This is a genomic window from Oenococcus kitaharae DSM 17330 (genome assembly GCF_000241055.1).
In the GTDB taxonomy this organism is placed as follows: Bacteria; Bacillota; Bacilli; order Lactobacillales; family Lactobacillaceae; genus Oenococcus; species Oenococcus kitaharae.
Map to the genome: position 1 here is coordinate 14,139 of NZ_CM001398.1, position 17,088 is coordinate 31,226.

Annotated in this window: 15 protein-coding genes; 9 read left to right on the forward strand and 6 right to left on the reverse strand. The window is 46.2% G+C overall.

Annotated features, from left to right (window positions below; all coding sequences use genetic code 11):
• Positions 1–28: 28 nt before the first annotated feature.
• The 3 genes from OKIT_RS00070 to OKIT_RS00080 are packed head-to-tail and all read right to left on the reverse strand — an operon-like array spanning position 29 to position 5,375.
• Entirely contained in the window at positions 29–1,549 is a 1,521-nt protein-coding gene (locus OKIT_RS00070) for a SpaH/EbpB family LPXTG-anchored major pilin (RefSeq protein WP_007744193.1), read from the reverse strand.
• A complete protein-coding gene (locus OKIT_RS00075) occupies positions 1,546–2,709 on the reverse strand; it encodes a pilin N-terminal domain-containing protein (RefSeq protein WP_007744197.1) in 1,164 nt (387 codons plus the stop codon). Before OKIT_RS00075 ends, OKIT_RS00070 begins: the two co-directional genes overlap by 4 nt.
• Positions 2,706–5,375, reverse strand: a complete 2,670-nt coding sequence (locus OKIT_RS00080; RefSeq protein WP_007744198.1) for a SpaA isopeptide-forming pilin-related protein — start codon at positions 5,373–5,375, stop codon at positions 2,706–2,708. The genes OKIT_RS00075 and OKIT_RS00080 overlap by 4 nt, the downstream gene beginning before the upstream one ends.
• A gap of 460 nt (positions 5,376–5,835) precedes the next feature.
• Between OKIT_RS00080 and OKIT_RS00085 the strand changes: the two genes are divergently transcribed.
• Complete coding sequence (locus tag OKIT_RS00085) at positions 5,836–6,912, forward strand: FAD:protein FMN transferase (protein ID WP_007744199.1); 1,077 nt, start codon at positions 5,836–5,838, stop codon at positions 6,910–6,912.
• 7 nt (positions 6,913–6,919) lie between these two features.
• On the opposite strand, the gene OKIT_RS00090 is transcribed toward OKIT_RS00085, so the two are convergent.
• A complete protein-coding gene (locus OKIT_RS00090) occupies positions 6,920–7,525 on the reverse strand; it encodes a class I SAM-dependent methyltransferase (RefSeq protein ID WP_028291780.1) in 606 nt (201 codons plus the stop codon).
• Positions 7,526–7,771: 246 nt separating this feature from the next.
• Here OKIT_RS00090 and OKIT_RS00095 point away from each other — a divergent pair, with 246 nt between their 5' ends.
• The 7 genes from OKIT_RS00095 to OKIT_RS00125 are packed head-to-tail and all read left to right on the forward strand — an operon-like array spanning position 7,772 to position 14,113.
• Complete coding sequence (locus OKIT_RS00095; RefSeq protein WP_007744202.1) at positions 7,772–9,640, forward strand: FAD-dependent oxidoreductase; 1,869 nt, start codon at positions 7,772–7,774, stop codon at positions 9,638–9,640.
• Positions 9,641–9,655: 15 nt separating this feature from the next.
• A complete protein-coding gene (locus OKIT_RS00100; protein ID WP_007744203.1) occupies positions 9,656–10,099 on the forward strand; it encodes a NusG domain II-containing protein in 444 nt (147 codons plus the stop codon).
• Complete coding sequence (locus tag OKIT_RS00105; protein WP_007744204.1) at positions 10,096–10,653, forward strand: Gx transporter family protein; 558 nt, start codon at positions 10,096–10,098, stop codon at positions 10,651–10,653. Before OKIT_RS00100 ends, OKIT_RS00105 begins: the two co-directional genes overlap by 4 nt.
• 5 nt (positions 10,654–10,658) lie before the next feature.
• On the forward strand, positions 10,659–11,636 hold the full coding sequence (locus OKIT_RS00110) for a polyprenyl synthetase family protein (protein ID WP_007744207.1): 978 nt from the start codon (positions 10,659–10,661) through the stop codon (positions 11,634–11,636).
• A 1-nt stretch (position 11,637) separates the two neighbouring features.
• Positions 11,638–12,471 (forward strand): energy-coupling factor transporter ATPase, encoded by an 834-nt coding sequence (locus OKIT_RS00115; protein WP_007744208.1) that lies wholly within the window; start codon positions 11,638–11,640, stop codon positions 12,469–12,471.
• Entirely contained in the window at positions 12,447–13,313 is an 867-nt protein-coding gene (locus tag OKIT_RS00120; protein WP_007744209.1) for an energy-coupling factor transporter ATPase, read from the forward strand. The genes OKIT_RS00115 and OKIT_RS00120 overlap by 25 nt, the downstream gene beginning before the upstream one ends.
• Positions 13,310–14,113, forward strand: coding sequence for an energy-coupling factor transporter transmembrane component T family protein (locus OKIT_RS00125; protein ID WP_007744210.1), 804 nt, complete (start codon positions 13,310–13,312; stop codon positions 14,111–14,113). The genes OKIT_RS00120 and OKIT_RS00125 overlap by 4 nt, the downstream gene beginning before the upstream one ends.
• On the opposite strand, the gene OKIT_RS00130 is transcribed toward OKIT_RS00125, so the two are convergent.
• Together OKIT_RS00130 and pplA are read right to left on the reverse strand one after the other, a co-directional pair.
• Complete coding sequence (locus tag OKIT_RS00130) at positions 14,099–15,067, reverse strand: UbiA family prenyltransferase (RefSeq protein WP_007744211.1); 969 nt, start codon at positions 15,065–15,067, stop codon at positions 14,099–14,101. The two genes, OKIT_RS00125 and OKIT_RS00130, sit on opposite strands and share 15 nt — an antisense overlap.
• A gap of 108 nt (positions 15,068–15,175) precedes the next feature.
• On the reverse strand, positions 15,176–16,087 hold the full coding sequence (gene pplA, locus OKIT_RS00135) for an extracellular electron transfer flavoprotein PplA (protein WP_007744212.1): 912 nt from the start codon (positions 16,085–16,087) through the stop codon (positions 15,176–15,178).
• 224 nt (positions 16,088–16,311) lie between these two features.
• Here pplA and OKIT_RS00140 point away from each other — a divergent pair, with 224 nt between their 5' ends.
• Positions 16,312–17,067: a MerR family transcriptional regulator gene (locus tag OKIT_RS00140; RefSeq protein ID WP_007744213.1), complete on the forward strand. Its 756-nt coding sequence runs from the start codon at positions 16,312–16,314 to the stop codon at positions 17,065–17,067.
• Positions 17,068–17,088 lie beyond the last annotated feature (21 nt).

Below are 17,088 nucleotides of genomic sequence, written 5' to 3' on the forward strand. Positions count from 1 at the left end.
CATCCGAAGTTTTAAACAACTTTTGAAATTAGATTTCTGATTGGTCTTGACGCTTCTTGTTCCAAAGATAAGCACTTGCCATCAAAATTGAACCGATGACCAGGAAGATAACGATTCCTGAGCCGCCGGTAGCTGGCAGGATACCCTTTTGAATGTTGACAATCGTGATTGTATTTCTGTCGCCATAACTGCCTTGAGTCACAGTGAACTTAACAGGAGCTGTCAAAAGTGCATAACCTGTAGGTGCTTTTGTTTCCAACAGCGCATAGCTTTCGCCGGCTGCCAGCTTAGCGGAATATGCAAGACCCTGCAGAGTCAGCATACCTGCGGCATCAGAAGTGTAGATAGTTGCACCTGCTGCTGCAGCATTCCAAGTGTAGCTGCCGTCAGCAGCTTGTGTTGCATAGGCAACGATATCGCCGCTGGCATTAACTCTGACAAGCTTGAATTCAGCACCAGCTAATTTAGCGGCGCTCTGCTTGTCTTCCTTGATGAACTTAGCACCGCCAGTATAGATAACCGGTCCCGGTGTGTCAGTTGTTGTCAAGTCAGTACCATTTCCGATAGCCAGAGAAGCAGTGTTGTTCAATCCGGTATCAGGTGTTGCAGCATTAGTCAGCACGGCCTGATAAGTAATCATTAATTTCTTACCAGCCTGTGCACGAACAGCTGCACTGCTTGTATCAAAGGTAATTCTGTAGCCCAAACCCTTACCAGCTGGCTGGTTAACGGCAACTGTATAATCAGTGCCCTTAGTCAAACCTGCAACAGCTACTGAAGCTGTATTAATATCAATACCCATGTCGGGTGTATCAACAACAGTAAAGGTGTCTTTGTCCTTGATGTTCCAAGGAACAGCAACCTGGATTGTATAACCAAAAGTCTGGCCGTAAGCAGCGTTGAAAATCTTGCTGCCATCAGGCAGAGTCACAGTCAAATCCAGTTTGCTTTGATCAGTCAAATCCTTAACAATCGGATCTGCCTTTTCATTTTTCGGATAAACGTGAATATTTGTATTAATCTGTGTGTCAGAACCGTTAGCATAGATCGGCATAGCCAATACTATTGGTGCGGCTTTGGCAATCACATTGGTCGGTGAATCTGTTTCAAGGAAAAGATAAACTTTATCCTTATTGCCATCTTTTAAAGCAAGATTGGTAAACGTGTAAGTGCCGTCAGGTGCTGTGGTAACGCCGCTGGAAAGCATTGTTGCATAGGCCGGTGCACTATTTGTCGAGTCTGCCTGAATTTGAGCGATTGCCTGCTGGGCTGTATCGCCAGACCCACGTAATGTCAGGTATTGATCAGTAACATCGTAGGCTGTAAAGGTAACGCCCGCGAGCGGCATGCCGCCAAAATCCGTTGTAACTTCACCGGTATTTTGTTTATCAGCCGGTAATTGTCCTTCATCGAAAACCCGCTTGTGCAGTGTCACGTTAACTGTACTTGTGTCAGCTGCAAAAGCCTGGGTTGAAGCAACGAAAGATGAAAGTGTCAGCGGAAGCAGCAAAATTAAGCCGGCTATAAATGTCCATAGCTTATTTTTCATTTTTCAATGTTCCTTTTCTTTTTTTGAAGCCATATGAAACTGGTTGCTAATATTGCCAGCAGTCCGGCTAGAGAAATAAGACCGATTGATTCACCCGTTTGGGGCAGGAATGGAAAGACCTGGCCGTTGCTGCTTTTAACTGCTTTTTCGTAGTTATAAACTCTTGGTGATGCGTTTTTAAAGACATCGGCAGGAATCTGCCCAGCGACTGTTTTAGAAAGTGCCTGGCCGTTTACCGTGATTGCCGGTATATTCGTCAGTGCCGAGGCAGCAGGGATTTCGACTTTGATCTGTGTGGCCGCAGCCGAAATTTCATATCCTTTCAATGTCTGTAATTCTTCAAAATAATAGGTGCCGGCCGCCAATGTGCTGTTATCCAAAGCTACCAGGCCATTAGACCCGGAAACGATTTTTCTAACAGCAGGATCCGTCAAAGGATGGTCGCTTGCCTGCCAGCCGTTTGTATTAGTCAGATAAGTTTTCTTGCCAGCGATTAACTGATAGAAAGCGAATTTGGCGCCTGCTAGCGGCATTTGCGTCTTCGTCAGCGTCTGCCCGTATTTGAAGAAGTAGGGAATTCGGTTGACGATGGCCGACTTCGTGTAAAGATGGATCACGGATAGCGGTACATTACTGTTCATTGCATAAATTGGCAGACTGAAGGCAATCGGATCCGACCGCTGTTCAAACATCAGCTGGTTCACTGATTGTGCATCGTTTTGCAGCTGAACAATCAGATAAGCCTGCTGGAGGCCGTCTGTCAGGTTAAATGAGGCAATACCCTGGGTATCAGTGGTTTTTTCAGCCACTTTGACCAAGCCGTGATCAGTAATATAGCTGTCGATGGCCGCTTGATCCATCGTTTTAAATTGGCTTAAGAAAACGGCCGAATCGCCTGGATAGTTTTTCAATTGATTGCTGATGTCATAAACGGCAAAAGCCGTATTTGCACCAGCAATTAACCCATCCGAACCGGTCCGTTCATAACCATTGTTTGGCGTTTGCGCTGGCAGATTATCCCAGCTTAGGCGATGATGGAGCATGACAGTCACCTGCCCGCTTTCATCAGCCCGCGCGATCGAGGTCTTGACACCATTGACAGCAAACAAGACACCCATCATAAGAGACGCGATAAGCAGTGATAATATCTTTTTAATCATGACTTATGCCTCCTCTTAATCCGGAATAGATATAGGCCGCTGGCTGCCAAAGCAGTCAGAATAAAGGAAAGCGAGATGACGGCATATTTTTCCGTTCCAGACCCGCCCGTTGCCGGGAAGACGTTTTTCACAGAATTTTTAACCGTCAAAGCGATTTTGTTATTGCCGTTAGCTTCTAATGAGGAAGTCCAGCCGTCACTATTTGTCACTGTGACAGTACCGTCAGCAGCAATTGTGACCGTAATGGTCTTATTGAAAGGCATATAACCGTTAGGGGCTTGCGTCTCTGTCAATGTATATGTGCCAACCGGAAGGCCATTGAAGGTAAACGTTGCTGTCGCACCACTCTCTTGAGCGTTAATAACGTTGCCATTGGCGTCTTTTAACGTGAATTGTGCACCAGTAAGCGGTTTGCCAGTCGTCTGATCGATCTTATTAACTACCAGATCAAAGGCTTTAAGCGCGTCATACTTTGCCAGCACAATCACCGGTGCGCCGAGAGCAGTCTTCTTAAGGTAGAAATTGTCGACACCCGGCAACGCCGCAGACGTGATTTCTTGATTACTTGCATTAAAGAATTTTCCTTGATCATCAACACGGAAATTAAAGGCCGTTGTCTCTAAAGCGTATCCGTCCGGGGCTTTGCTTTCCCGGATTTGATAATAGCCCGGCGTAATTTTCGTGTTTGCTGATTGATTGCCGTTAATCGTAATCGGGCTGAAGGTTGGATCAACAGCTGCCCAATTAGCGTTGTACTTCGTGATCACAAATTGCGATCCTGCCAAAGGAGCTTGGTTGTTGCGGCTGTATTTTTCAGCGTTCACGCCAAGTTCGCTATTTGTGATTGTAAAGACACCATTATTATTGGCAATATTGGAAACAAATCCCGTCACTGCATCTTCGGACACGACCGTGTAGACAAAATTCTGTCCTAAATTGTTGAACTTAGGCAGATAAACCGTGTTCACGCCGCTTTGCAGCTGTGTGAAACTTTTTGTCCAGTTATCAGACTGAGCCAATGTCCCTTTAGCCTGCTGCCAAGCTGTTGGTGATGTGGTCGTCGCACGATTCACAGTAAAGGCAATCGACGATGGTAATGAGCTGGCAGATGTCAGCAGATTCCAAAGCTTGTTGACCTGTATCGAGACACCGGGGGCTTTTGCCGAAGGGATCGCGAAGTCAACTTGGTTCGTCGGATTTGCACCGTTAGGTGTTAACAAAGTCCGGCCGTTGGTCTGATACCAGTGATCAGGCTGGAAAGCCGCATCTTCGGTATTGATACGAACCTGATAGTGAATCTGAACTTCCTGGTTTAGGCCAATATTCAGATTTGTCGCCTGCAGACTGCCGCCTGAAATCACAGCTGTCGGCAAGTTTGCAGTTGGAATCGCAACACTTCCCACACTTGTAACGGACAAAGTAGTCGGATTTGCGTATAGGTACTGGCTACCAAGTGAGTCACTGATTGAACCGTTCACAATCGTATTGAAACTTTGAATCACATTTTGAGCTTGGCTATTCAAATAGGTCGTTACAGCAGCAGGTGTGCCCGCCGCTTGGTACATCGGGCCACTCGCATCCGAGGATGCAATCGCCTGCATACGGGTCGTGATCTGAGCAGAAGTTAGATAGCTATTGCTAGCTAATTGAATACCCAAAACGTGAATTTCAGCCAAGATCGGGCTGCTTTTGGCCAGTATAGCCTCGCCAATCGTACCCGCCCAAGTATCATTGATCGGGATGGTATTAACTGTATACGGACTGTTTAATTGCGAGGTGGCTGTGTTTGCACTATCCGTCGCGTTTGGTGCACTCGGATCCCTAAACTGAGTCCCGTAAGGTAAATTAGTACCAGCCGTTCTGGCAGCCTGAGTGACATGGTAAGACATATTTGGAATACCATCGGTCAAAAGGATCATCATCTTTTTGTTGCCGCTGACATCACTCTGCAGCATTTGGGCACCATTTCTGATACCTAATTGTGTAAAGGTCGTACCATTAGGCGAGGTCGCAAGAGCGGTATTAATATTAGCCTGGTTGGCATTGATGCTGGCCATTGAAACTGTGGTTCGAATCACATTTGAATAACCGACCAAACCGACGTTAACGTAGCCGCCATAACCTTGGTTTTGAACCGCAGTCATGAAGTCTCTAATACCGTTTCGAACAGCTGTAGCCTTTGACCCGCTATCACCCAAACTGCCCATGGAACCGGACATATCGACGACAAAGACGATATCAATTGGCGTAATATTCTGCTGTTGATTGCCTCTGACATTCAGATAGATATCAAACAAACCTGGCGTTGCTGTCTGCCTAGCGTACTTACGGATCGCAAAATCCGGATTAGCCGCGTTGCTGCCGTACTTGATATAGGAATTAGTCTTATTGGCAGGATCGCCATTCCAAGATGTCACCCCGTCCCAAGCACCAGCTGTACCGCCTTGGTGGTTAACAACATCCGTCTGCCCAGGGATGCTCCAGCTGTTTGCCGAAGCCGGCCGTGTACCACTAGCATCGGTCTGATAGTTCGGTGCGATATTTGTATAGGTAGTCCCGGCAGCCTGTGCAGATCGATTTGATTGCAGCAAACCAGTCATTGGCAGGAAGATTGACAAAAGCAAAACCAGCAGTGAAAAAATGGTTAAATTTTTTGTCTTTTTCAAGTCATCATTGTTCCTTTCTTCATAAAACACGACCAAGAGAACTTATACGCAATTTCCACCATGGCTCAAAATGATCGTGGTTTATGATTGTTTTCCTCTTAAGATGTATACGAAGAAGGACAAAGTGATTTCTCAAAAACCTAGACTGAGAATACCTGTCCGCGTTACATATACCATAAATTGTAAGCGCTTACAATACTTGTTAGAGTATATTGTGCGGAAGATTGTGAATTATGAATAATACTTTGAAAACTATCTGTTTATCTGCGTGCTGAACTGTCAATAACTTGGGCAGGTCATCTGCTTGCTCGACTTTTCAAATACCAAGTCAAAGACCTTCATGTGTAAAAAAAGCGTACAATATTCTTGTGAATTAAAATACAATATTTCCCATCGTGATTACGATCGGCTGCTTAAGGGAGACAGCCAGCAATCAGTGAGACAGTAGAGAGCGAATCATATGAAGAAGAAAATTTGGTTTTTGTTAATCATATTGGTACTTGTTTCGGCGAGTGTTTTCATCTATTTTTCTGCGAATGGCAAAGAAAAACAAAGCGTGCAATATACGGACGTGCCCTACCAAAAAAACGCGTTTCTCATGGGCACCATTTGTACCCTGACCATTTATGACAAAGGCAAAGAATCTGTCTTAAATAAAGGTATCAATACAATCCGTCATTTTGACCAAGAAGCGACTTTGACTCGGTCTGGTTCTGTCCTAGATGCAATTAATGCTAACGCCGGTATCAAGCCGGTTAAAATCCCGGCTGATTTTTGGGAACTGATCGAAAAAGCCATGTATTTCTCAAAAAATTCCAATGACAGCTTTGATATGGCTATCGGCGCCGTGACGAATTTATGGCAAATTGGGCTTCCTGGTGCACGTGTGCCGGCTCCATCCGAGATTAAAGCAGCTTTGCCCCTACTCGATTACCATGATGTGATTTTAAACAAGCAGCAGCACACAGTCTATTTAACACGTAAAGGCATGCGCCTTGATTTCGGCGGCATCGCTAAAGGCTATATTGCCGACAAAGTGAAACAAACTTTCTTAAAGAACCACGTCACAAGCGCCATTATCAGCCTCGGCGGCAACATTTACGTGATTGGCCAGAGTCATCCAGCTTCCGGCACACGCGATTGGAATGTCGGTATCCAAAATCCGAATCAGTCGCGCGGTTCCAGTATCGGCTTTGTGCGCGAATCCAACATGTCGATCGTGACAGCCGGCACTTATGAGCAGTATCTAATAGCAAACGGCCATAAATATATTTACCTAATGGATCCGAAAACCGGCTACCCTTACGAAAATAATCTGATCTCCGCCACGATCGTCTCAAAAGAATCCGTTGACGGCGACGCCTTATCGAATGCCGCTTTTGACAAGGGACTGAAAAAGGGCCTAGCTTACATGAACCATAAAAATAAAGACGGCATTCAAGCCATCTTCATCACAAAAGCGCACAAAGTATTTATCACCAACGGCCTGAAAAATAACTTCAAATTAACCGACAACAGCTATCATATGGGCAATTAGAAATCAGTTAAAGGCTCAATTCATAATATTGTATCTGAAAAATCAGCCGCCGTTTTTGGATTTGCCAGCCATTCCGTTGAAACAAAACACTCAGCTCGCTTGGCCGATAAGCTTTGACGTCCCCATCTTCAGAAGTTGCCGCCACATGCCGATTATAAAAATCATGAAAAATCGGGATATTCACTTCAGCAATGATCAGCCGGCCCTGTTTTTCCAGGCACCTTTTAGCCTCCTGCAAAAAGAGGTCCGGATCAGGAAAATGGTGAAAAGAAGCTGAACAAATCACATAATCAAATTCGCCATCTGCAAAAGGCAGTCTCTCAGCTGAAGCACAGACAAAGCGGCCTCTTGGCAAACGTTTTTTGGCCAGCGCGATCATTTGCGCTGAGATATCAAGACCAGTTGCCTGAATCTTAGCCTGCCTGTTCAATAAAGCCAGCAAACGGCCGTTGGCACAACCAACATCTAATAACTGCTGGCCATGCTGCAGATGCAGTTCATGATTGATCAGCCGTTTGAAAGGATATGACAAAAGGCCATCAATTGACCAGTCAAAACGTGCTGCAATTTTGTCGTAATAGGCTTCGCTGAGTTTCTCGTAATTCCTCGCCATCATCCTCTAATTCCGGTAATTCTCTATGAAATGTCCACAGCCGGACCAATTCAGCTTGTGATAAACGCTTTCATTGTGGCCTGTCAAACATGTGAAGTCAAGCATGCAAAACACAGAGACAGCCTTGGATTAACTGTCTCAAATTCAGCAGAATTTCTCTTAGGAAAAGCTAACCCATTGTTCTGAAAAGGCTTACAATTAAGGAGTTAGTTAAGTTTATAACATGACAATTGGGGGATTGTTAAAATGACGAAGAGCAATATCGTTATTGTTGGCGGCGGTTTTGGTGGAATTTACGCCGCGAAAAGCCTTGCTAAAAGACTGAAGAAAAATTCCGATGTTCACATCACAATCATTGATAAGCACTCATACATGACCTACATGACCGAACTTTACGAGGTTGCCGCTGATCGTGTCGCACCCAGTGCTATTCAATATGATCTGCACAACCTGTTCAGCCATCGGAAAAATGTCTCGATCGTGACTGATGAAGTCACAGGCATCGATCGTCAGAAAAAACAAGTAATAGCTAAAAACAGCCGTTATGACTATGATTACCTCCTATTGAGCGTCGGATCACAGCCGAATACCTTCGGGACGCCCGGTGTTGACGAATATGGCTACATGCTGGGATCAGTCGACGAGGCAATTAATTTAAAGCATGCCATTGAAGCTCACATCCGTGCAGGTGCCGCTGAACAGGATCCGGACAAGCGCAAAAGCCTGCTGACGATTTCAGTGGTCGGGTCCGGTTTTACAGGTATCGAAATGACCGGCGAACTGCTGGACTGGAAAAAAATCCTTGCTAAAGAAAATAAGATCGATCCGTCCGAGATCAGGCTGGCTTTGATCGAAATGGCACCGACTCTGATGAACATGCTTGACCGCAAAGATGCCGACAAGGGCGAAAAATATCTGGTCAAACACGGCGTAGAGATTCTGAAAAACACAGATGTTGTCAGTGTCGGCCAGCACACGATTGATTTTAAAGGCGGAGACAGTTTTCAAACATCGACTTTAATCTGGACTGCCGGTATCAAAGCAGCCGATAGTATCAAACAATTCGGCCTGTCACAAGGGCATGCCGGCCGTCTGCTGGTCAACAAACAAGGCCAGTCAGTCGACGATGCCAATATTTATGCCTTTGGCGATGTCTCTTTGACCGATGCTGACGGCAGCGGCAAAGGCCAGCCGCAGACTGTTCAAGGCGCTGAAGCTGGTGCACATGTCGCAGCTAAAAATGTTGCCCTGGCTATTTCCGGAGAAGAACCTAATGCCGTCTTTGAAGGCAAATATTCTGGTTTTGTCATCGCAATCAGTTCCAAATACGGCGTTGCCCACATCGGCAAAAATACACACTTGAGCGGTTTTTGGGCTCAAGCCGTCAAACACATGATTAATTTCATGTACTTTTTCCAGATCACGAATGCTTATTATTTCTGGCTCTATTTCCGGCACGAATTCTTTAATACAGCCAACGAGCGCAACCTCTTCCACGGCTATGTCAGCCGTCAAGGCAATGTCCTCTGGTCTGTGCCGGCCCGGCTCTTTTTAGGCGCCGCTTGGCTCGTCGATGTCTCGCACAAAGTTAGCGGTGAAGGTTCCTGGTTCGTTAACAAGCTGCGCTTAAGCAGTTTTGATTGGCTGGTCACTAACACGACTTCCGGTGCAACACCTAAATCTGGTGCCGCCGCTGCCACAGCCAAGGCAGCCAAAGCCACTTTTTCCCTTTCTTATGAATACGGCCATCAGCCGATGCTGATTTTCCAGCACATGCCAAAATGGTATTACGATGTGACTAAATTCATGATTCCTAACACCAATATGGCTTTCTTCATGCAAAAAACCATGACGATTCTAGAATTATTAATTGGCCTAGCCTTGATTGTCGGCCTCTTCACTTGGCTGGCATCGGCTGCTTCGGTCGCATTTGTCGTCATCTTCTCACTCAGTTCAATGTTTTATTGGACAAACATCTGGATGATCCCCATCGCCATAGCCGCCATGAACGGGTCAGGACGCATCTTCGGCTTGGATAAATATGCGATGCCTTGGATAGGCAAACACCTGCGTCATTGGTGGTATGGTAAGGAAAAAGCAATTTACAAGAAGTAAGTTGAAGGCAAAAAAATGAAGCACGCATTTCAAGCAGATCAGACGAAAAAATATCTGCACATGATCAAACCACTGGACCTGATCATCGTTGTCTTCTTGATTTTTGCTTCATTTATCCCGGTAGGCATCTTTTCCTATCAAGAAGGCATCAAACAATCAGCCGGCGCACAGGAAGTTCTCACAGCGGTTGTCACTCACAAAGGGCAGGTTGTGCGAAAAATCCGTTTAACCGGACATCGCGGCGTGACTAAATACCGTTTTACGAATGGGAAAGCCTATGATGTCATCGTGGCGACTGGCAATGAAGTCCGAGTGATCGAAGCAAACTGCCCCGATCAGATCTGTGTCCACCATGCACCGATCGATCAAGCCGGCCAGTCAATCGTCTGCCTGCCGCATAAATTAATCATCGAAGTCAAATCCGGCAGTGGACGGACTTTCGGAGGCATTGTCAATTGAGCGGCTACTCCGAAAAAACCAAAGAATATGTCTATATCGCACTGCTTTGCGCTCAAGGCGTGATTATTGGCTTGGTCGAACGGACAATCCCCTTTCCCTTTGCTTTTGCACCAGGTGCCAAATTAGGCTTGGCCAATATCATCACGATCGTCTCGATTTATACGATGCCCGTCTCTGAAAGTTTTCTGCTGATGGCCATGCGCCTCGTTTTAACAACGCTGCTGGGCGGTACGATGTCGACTTTTATGTATTCAGTGATCGGATCAACGCTGGCTTGGCTGACAATGCTCTTAATGAAACAACTCGGCGACCACCATATTTCGATGATCGGCATTTCAGCAGTCGGCGGGATCATGTTTAACGTCGGTCAACTAAGCGTCGCCAGTTGGATTGCAGGCTCTTGGACCGTCATGCTGTATATGCCGATTTTGTCCTTTCTCGGGATTTTCGCAGGCGTCGCGGTCGGTATTGCAGCCAATTTTCTGTTTGAACATGTACGGACTTTGTCGCGATTGCGCTTTGAATATGCAGCCGCAACAGAAAGGACTGATTAAAAGGCATGAAAATAAATCCCATCTGGAACAAATACCCGCTGATCAAGCCGGAATTAGAATCAACCATGGCTTTGATGGAAAACAACATTCAGACAGACAATAAGCCCGTCTCCAAAGCCATTGTCAGCATGATGGACAGCGGCGGCAAACTGCTGCGGCCAGCCTACCTGCTGCTCTTTTCTATGTTTCAAAAAGCCGACCGCCAAAAAATGATTGCTTTAGCGGCAGCCGTTGAGACATTGCACATGGCAACACTGATTCACGATGATGTCGTTGACCAATCGCCGACTCGCCGCGGGCAGTCTTCGATTCAGGCACAATTTGGACAAAGCACAGCTGTTTATTCAGGCGATTATTTATTTGTCGTCTGTTTTAATCTGCTCGCCGACCACGCCAGCGATTTCAAAGGCATTCAGCAATATGGCCAGTGGATGGGAAGCATTTTAAACGGCGAAATGGTTCAAATGGCCGAGCGTTATGATACGAATATTTCCATCGATCAATACTTAAAGCAGATCTCCGGCAAGACGGGCCAGCTGTTTTCCCTATCCGCTTTTCTCGGTGCTTATGAGGGCGGCGGTGATGCCCAGTTTGCCCAATTAGCCGGCAAAATCGGCTTGAATATCGGCATGTCTTTTCAGCTGATGGATGACATTTTAGACTACACAGACAGCAGCAGCCAATTAGGCAAACCAGTTCACAGCGACGTCCGTCAAGGCGTCTATTCAGCCCCGCTGATCTTGGCGATGCAGCAGCAGCGCGACTATTTTCTGCCTTTATTAGCCAAAAAAAATCGCATGAGCGACGCTGATACCGAGCAAGTCGTGAGCGGCGTGATGGCCTTTGGCGGCATTCAAGCAGCTAAAGCCTATGTGCGACAATACACACAAACTGCTTTAAAACAAATCGACTGCCTGCCGGATAAACCCGCCAAAAAAATTCTCATCAGTTTGACAAAAGACCTGCTGGATCGTCAGGCCTGACATGTCGATGATCGAGACAGAAAATTTAAGTTTCAAATATCCTGAGGCTGCAGAAAAAAGTGTCGACCAGGTCAGTTTTACAGTCGAGGCTGGCCAGTGGCTGACAATTGTCGGGAAAAACGGATCTGGTAAAAGCACCCTGATTTTTCTATTGGACGGCCTGTTAAAAGCTGACAGCGGCCGGATTTTAATTGACGGCCAAATTTTGTCGCAAGCAAACCTGTGGGATATCCGCAAGAAAATCGGTATCGTTTTTCAAAATCCTGATAATCAATTTGTCGCCGGTAGTGTCATCGAGGACGTGGCTTTTGGCATGGAAAATTTACAAGTGCCGCGCGATCAAATGCTGGCGCGCGCTTATGCTGCTTTAAAGACTGTCGATATGGCAGAATTTGCTGACAAACAGCCGGCACTGCTTTCCGGCGGTCAAAAACAGCGTGTTGCGATCGCGGGTATATTAGCCATTCAGCCCAAAATTTTGATTCTCGATGAAGCCACGAGTATGCTTGACCCGGACGGCCGCGATGAAGTCTGGCAGACGATTCGAAAATTACGCGCGCAAAAACAGCTGACAATTATTTCCATCAGCCATGATTTAAATGAGTTGGCCTTGTCCGATCGCGTTTTGCTGATGAACCAAGGCAGAATTGCGGCCGATACTAGCGCTGACCAGCTGCTTTCAACACCGGACCTGCTGACCGAAAACAACCTCTCGCTGCCCTTTTTACAGCAGCTGCAGGCGGATTTGCACAGGCAGGGCGTGAAAATTCCGAAAACATATCATCAAACAAAGGAGCTGATTGAATTTCTATGGCAGTCGCATTCGACAATGTAAGCTTTCAATATGAGACAGCTTCCTCAATTCACAGTGCGGCTTTAAAACAAGTCAGTTTTCAGATTCCGACCGGTTCTTTTACCTCAATTATTGGCCGGACCGGCAGCGGCAAATCGACGATCCTGCAATTAATCGACGGCCTGATTCTCCCTGCCAGCGGCCAAATAACCGTTGGCCAGACCAAGCTCAGTGCCAAAAGCAGCTTGAAAAACCTGAAAAGTTTCCGCCAGAAAATCGGTTTTATTTTTCAATTTTCCGAGAACCAGCTCTTTGAAGAGACTGTCGAACAGGACCTGATTTTCGGCCCGAAGAATTTCGGCATCGACGAACAGACTGCTAAATCGCGCATCAAAAAAGTCCTCAACATCGTGCATCTACCCCTTTCGATACTGACTAAATCACCCCTGGACCTTTCGGGCGGCCAGAGAAAACGAGCCGCGATTGCCGCAATTTTAATCTCCGAACCTGATATCTTATTACTTGACGAACCTGTGATCGGCCTGGACCCCAGCGGCCAGCAGGAACTAATGGCCATGTTCAAGGAACTGAATCGACAAGGCAGGACAATTATCATGGTCAGCCACGAAATGGATCAAGTGGCGGCTTATTCCGATCAAGTGATTGTCATGAATCAAGGTGAAGTGGCTGAAAAAGGGACTGTACAAGATATTTTTTCCGATGAGAAACGCCTGCAGGCTAACCATTTGCGCCCGCCGTCAGCCTTTAAATTCGCGGCTGAATTAAAAAAAGCCGGCTTCCCGCTGTCAAACGGCATCACAAGCGAAAACGCATTGTCTAACCAAATCGCACAAGTTCTCCTACATCGGCGAGGCCAGTTATGAACTTGGACCGTCTATTGATCGGCCGCTACCTCCCTGGCAGCACCGTAATACATAAGCTGGATGCCCGCGTGAAACTAGTCATCACACTGGCTTTTATTGCCTTAACTTTTTTTGCCGATAATTGGCAAAGCAGCCTGCTGCTGTTTTTGTTTATCTTCATCGCCGTCGCCATGGCGAAAATTAATCTGCTAATATTTCTCAAAGGCATCCAGCCCATGCTCTGGCTGATTATTTTTACGGTTTTAATGCAGGTTCTGTTTCTCACCGGCGGCCGCGTTTACTGGCATTGGGGCTGGCTAATAATCTCGGAATACGGCTTCGCCTCCGGCATCCTGATCTTTTTCCGTTTTGTCCTGATCATATTTATCTCGACTTTATTGACGCTGACCACTTCGCCGACGACTTTAGCCGATGGCATCGCCAGCCTGTTGTCACCTCTAAAAATCTTTCATTTGCCGATTGACGAAATTGCCTTCATGCTGGCCTTGTCCTTGCGTTTTGTCCCGACGCTGATGGATGAGACGAGCAAAATCATGACAGCACAACGTTCTCGCGGGGTTGATTTTGGCCAGGGAAACGTCTTCCAGCAAATGAAGGCCGTCATCCCGATTTTCATCCCCCAATTCATCGCCAGCTTTCATCGTGCCGACGAATTAGCGACCGCCATGGCTTCGCGCGGCTATCGGCCGGCTGCCTCCAGAACAAAACTCTACCGGCCACAACTAAAAAAGCGCGACGGCTTTGCGATTCTAGCCTTCGCGCTTTTAACATATCTAACCTTTATATTAAGCAGCAAATAAATAGATAACCATGATCAGAACTTGTGCCCCGTCGATGATTAACAAATTACTAATGGCTGTGTGAAAAGTCGTCTGTTTGTCCTGCCGGCGCATAAAAATACGGACGTTTTTAATAATCCACGGCAGCAGCAGAATCGTCAGCAGGCTCCAGACTGGCAGGTAACCAATCCAGACAGAAATCACTAGGAAAAGCAATGCAGCCAGCGGCCATAGCGGATAAATCTGGACAGCGCGCTTCTTGCCTAAATAAAAAGGCAGCGTAAAACGTTCATTATGAATATCCTGTGTCAGATCGCAGATATTATCGGCAAACATGACGGTACTATCCATAATCGCAAAAGGCAGGCCAACCAGGATCAATTGAATCATCAGCGGCAGATTAATCACGAGATCAATCACCCAGCCGCTGTGAAAATAAATTCCCATCGGCAGCTCGCGCATATTAATAAAAGAAGCAATAAAAATCGTACCGCAGCCTTCCACTGGGCCTGACAGAACCTCGCCTAAGGGCAGCCTGGATAACGGAATCGGTCCGGCTGTGTAAAAAATCGCCACCAAAATAGCCGCGCCGCCGATCAGAAAAAGAATCAAATTTGTCCGGAAGACCAGAATCAGCCCTAAGACACAGGCCAGTGAGAGAATAGCAAACATTAATTCAAGTACTTTTCTAGGATTCAAGTGTTCTCTACTTATGATATTAGTTGCCCTTAAATAAGCCGGATCCTTGGCCTTTTTAAAATCTTGAACATGGTTAAAACCGGATACAAATAACGCCACGCAGAACTGCGCCACGAAATAAATCAGCGTATTGACCCAATCGATCCTGCCAAAGGCATATTGTGCGTAGACAAAGCCGAAGAGCAGCGGCATTAAGGCTGTCGTCTTTTGCGGCAGGCTAATCAATTCCAAGAAAATCGGCCAGGTTACTCGGCCGTAACGACTGCTATTTACCATGAAAAACCTCGATTTTATCTATCTTAACAGCATAAAAACACCTGTCATCCAACCATCTTGGACCACAAGTGTTTTGCATGCTATCAATCTTGCAGACAGCCGAACTCATTATTCGGCGTAGACAATATTTGAAACTTTGACTGTCTTGTGATGGCCAGCCTGTGCCCGGTCAAGCAGCTGTTGTGCATAAATCACAAACATGCTTGACGAATCGGTTGCACCCGATACCGTGTCGACAACCGCAGTCGGCTCTTTGGCACTTTCTGACTTCAGCAATTCAGCATTCAGCTTCGGAATATACTCTTTAGGGCCGACGCCGTTAGCCTTCTTCATGGCTTTTTCATAAGCAGTATCAACAGTCTTGGACTTGCCTTGAGCATTGACATAGTCAAAATTCGACTTGGCCAGTTTGCCGTTTGCGATCTGAATCGAAAAGACGATCCGGTAACCGTGGGCGTAATTCTGCTCAGCCAAACGGTAAGTGCCGTCTTTTAAAGCAGCCGTGTTATCAATCTTGATTGTCTTGTGATTGCCGGCCTGCGCAGCCTGAACTAATTGCTGGGCGTAATTTTTGATTGTCCAGGATGAATCAGTCGCACCCGTCACAGTATCAATCGTCTGAACATTACTGCCGGCCTTCTTCCAAGATTTCAGCAGCTTTGGAATATACTCTTTCGGGCCAATACCATTGACCTTCTTCATGGCTTTTTCGTAAGCCGCATCCTTGGTCTTGGATTTGCCTTTGGGACTGAGATAGTCGTATTTATTGGAAACAATTTTGCCATTCTTCACTTTCATGGACATCACAATCCGGTAACCATGGCTATATCCCTGTTCAGCCAGTTTGTAGCTGCCATTCTTGAGCTTCTTGCCAGCTGTCTGTTTGGCAGCTTTGGCCGCACTGGCACTGATTACCACGTTGGGCAATACAGCCGGCGCAACAAGTGTAAAGGAACTCAAACTCATCAATGCAGCACTAGTTAACGCAATACCCTTGAGCGTTTTGCTAACTTTTAACATAAATCTTCCTCCCTTGTAAAAATCACATCCCGCTACTTGTGAATCATATTACAAGGATCATTGTACGCCATTGTAGCGCATTTGCAAGCGCTTTCAAAAGATTTCACAATCATTCCCAAAGTTTCACAAGCAATGAAAAATTCGCTTCAATTTTAGGAAAATCAAACTTTCCTTGACATTGACCTTAGGTCATACTTTAAGCTAATCTTTGTCAAGGAGGCAGCATGTATCAGACCAATGAATTAGCCGAACTGGCTGGGATTACGCCCAGAGCCGTTCGATATTATGAAAAAGTAGGCTTATTGAAGGCTCAGCGAGAAGTTGAAAACAACTACCGATTATTTGATCAGCAGCAAGTCGACCAGCTCCAGCAGATTCTCTTTTACCGGGAGCTCGACTTTTCCATTCAGCAGATTAAAACCATTCTGGCAGATGAACATGCTGACCGTTTACAAGTCTTAACAGCACAAAAACAGGCGCTGCTGGCTAAAAGACAAAAACTGGACGCTTTAATCGAACTGGCTGATCAGACAATTCTTGACGAGAAAGGACAAAAACATATGACAGACGAAGAAAAATTCACGGCTTTCAAGACTCAAATGCTGAAAACAAATGAGCAGCAGTACGGTAAGGAAATCAGGGAAAAATACGGCAATCAAACAGTCGAAGCGGCCAATGCTAAAATGCTGCACATGACTGCAGCGGATTACGAGCGTTTCCAAGCTTTGGAAAAAGATCTTTTCAAACAACTGGCCGCACTTATACGCACTCGTGGCCTCAATAGTCCAGAGGCCAGACAAGCTTTTGAAGACCATAAGGCCTGGTTAGAAATGACATGGCCGCAATACTCTGCAGCGGCTCATCGCGGCCTAGCGGACATGTATCTGCAAGACGACCGTTTCCAAAGTTACTACGATAATAAAGTTGGCGTTGGCGCCACGGCCCTGCTTTGCCAAATTATCAAAAAATATGCAAAATAAAAACGGGATTTTCCCGTTTTT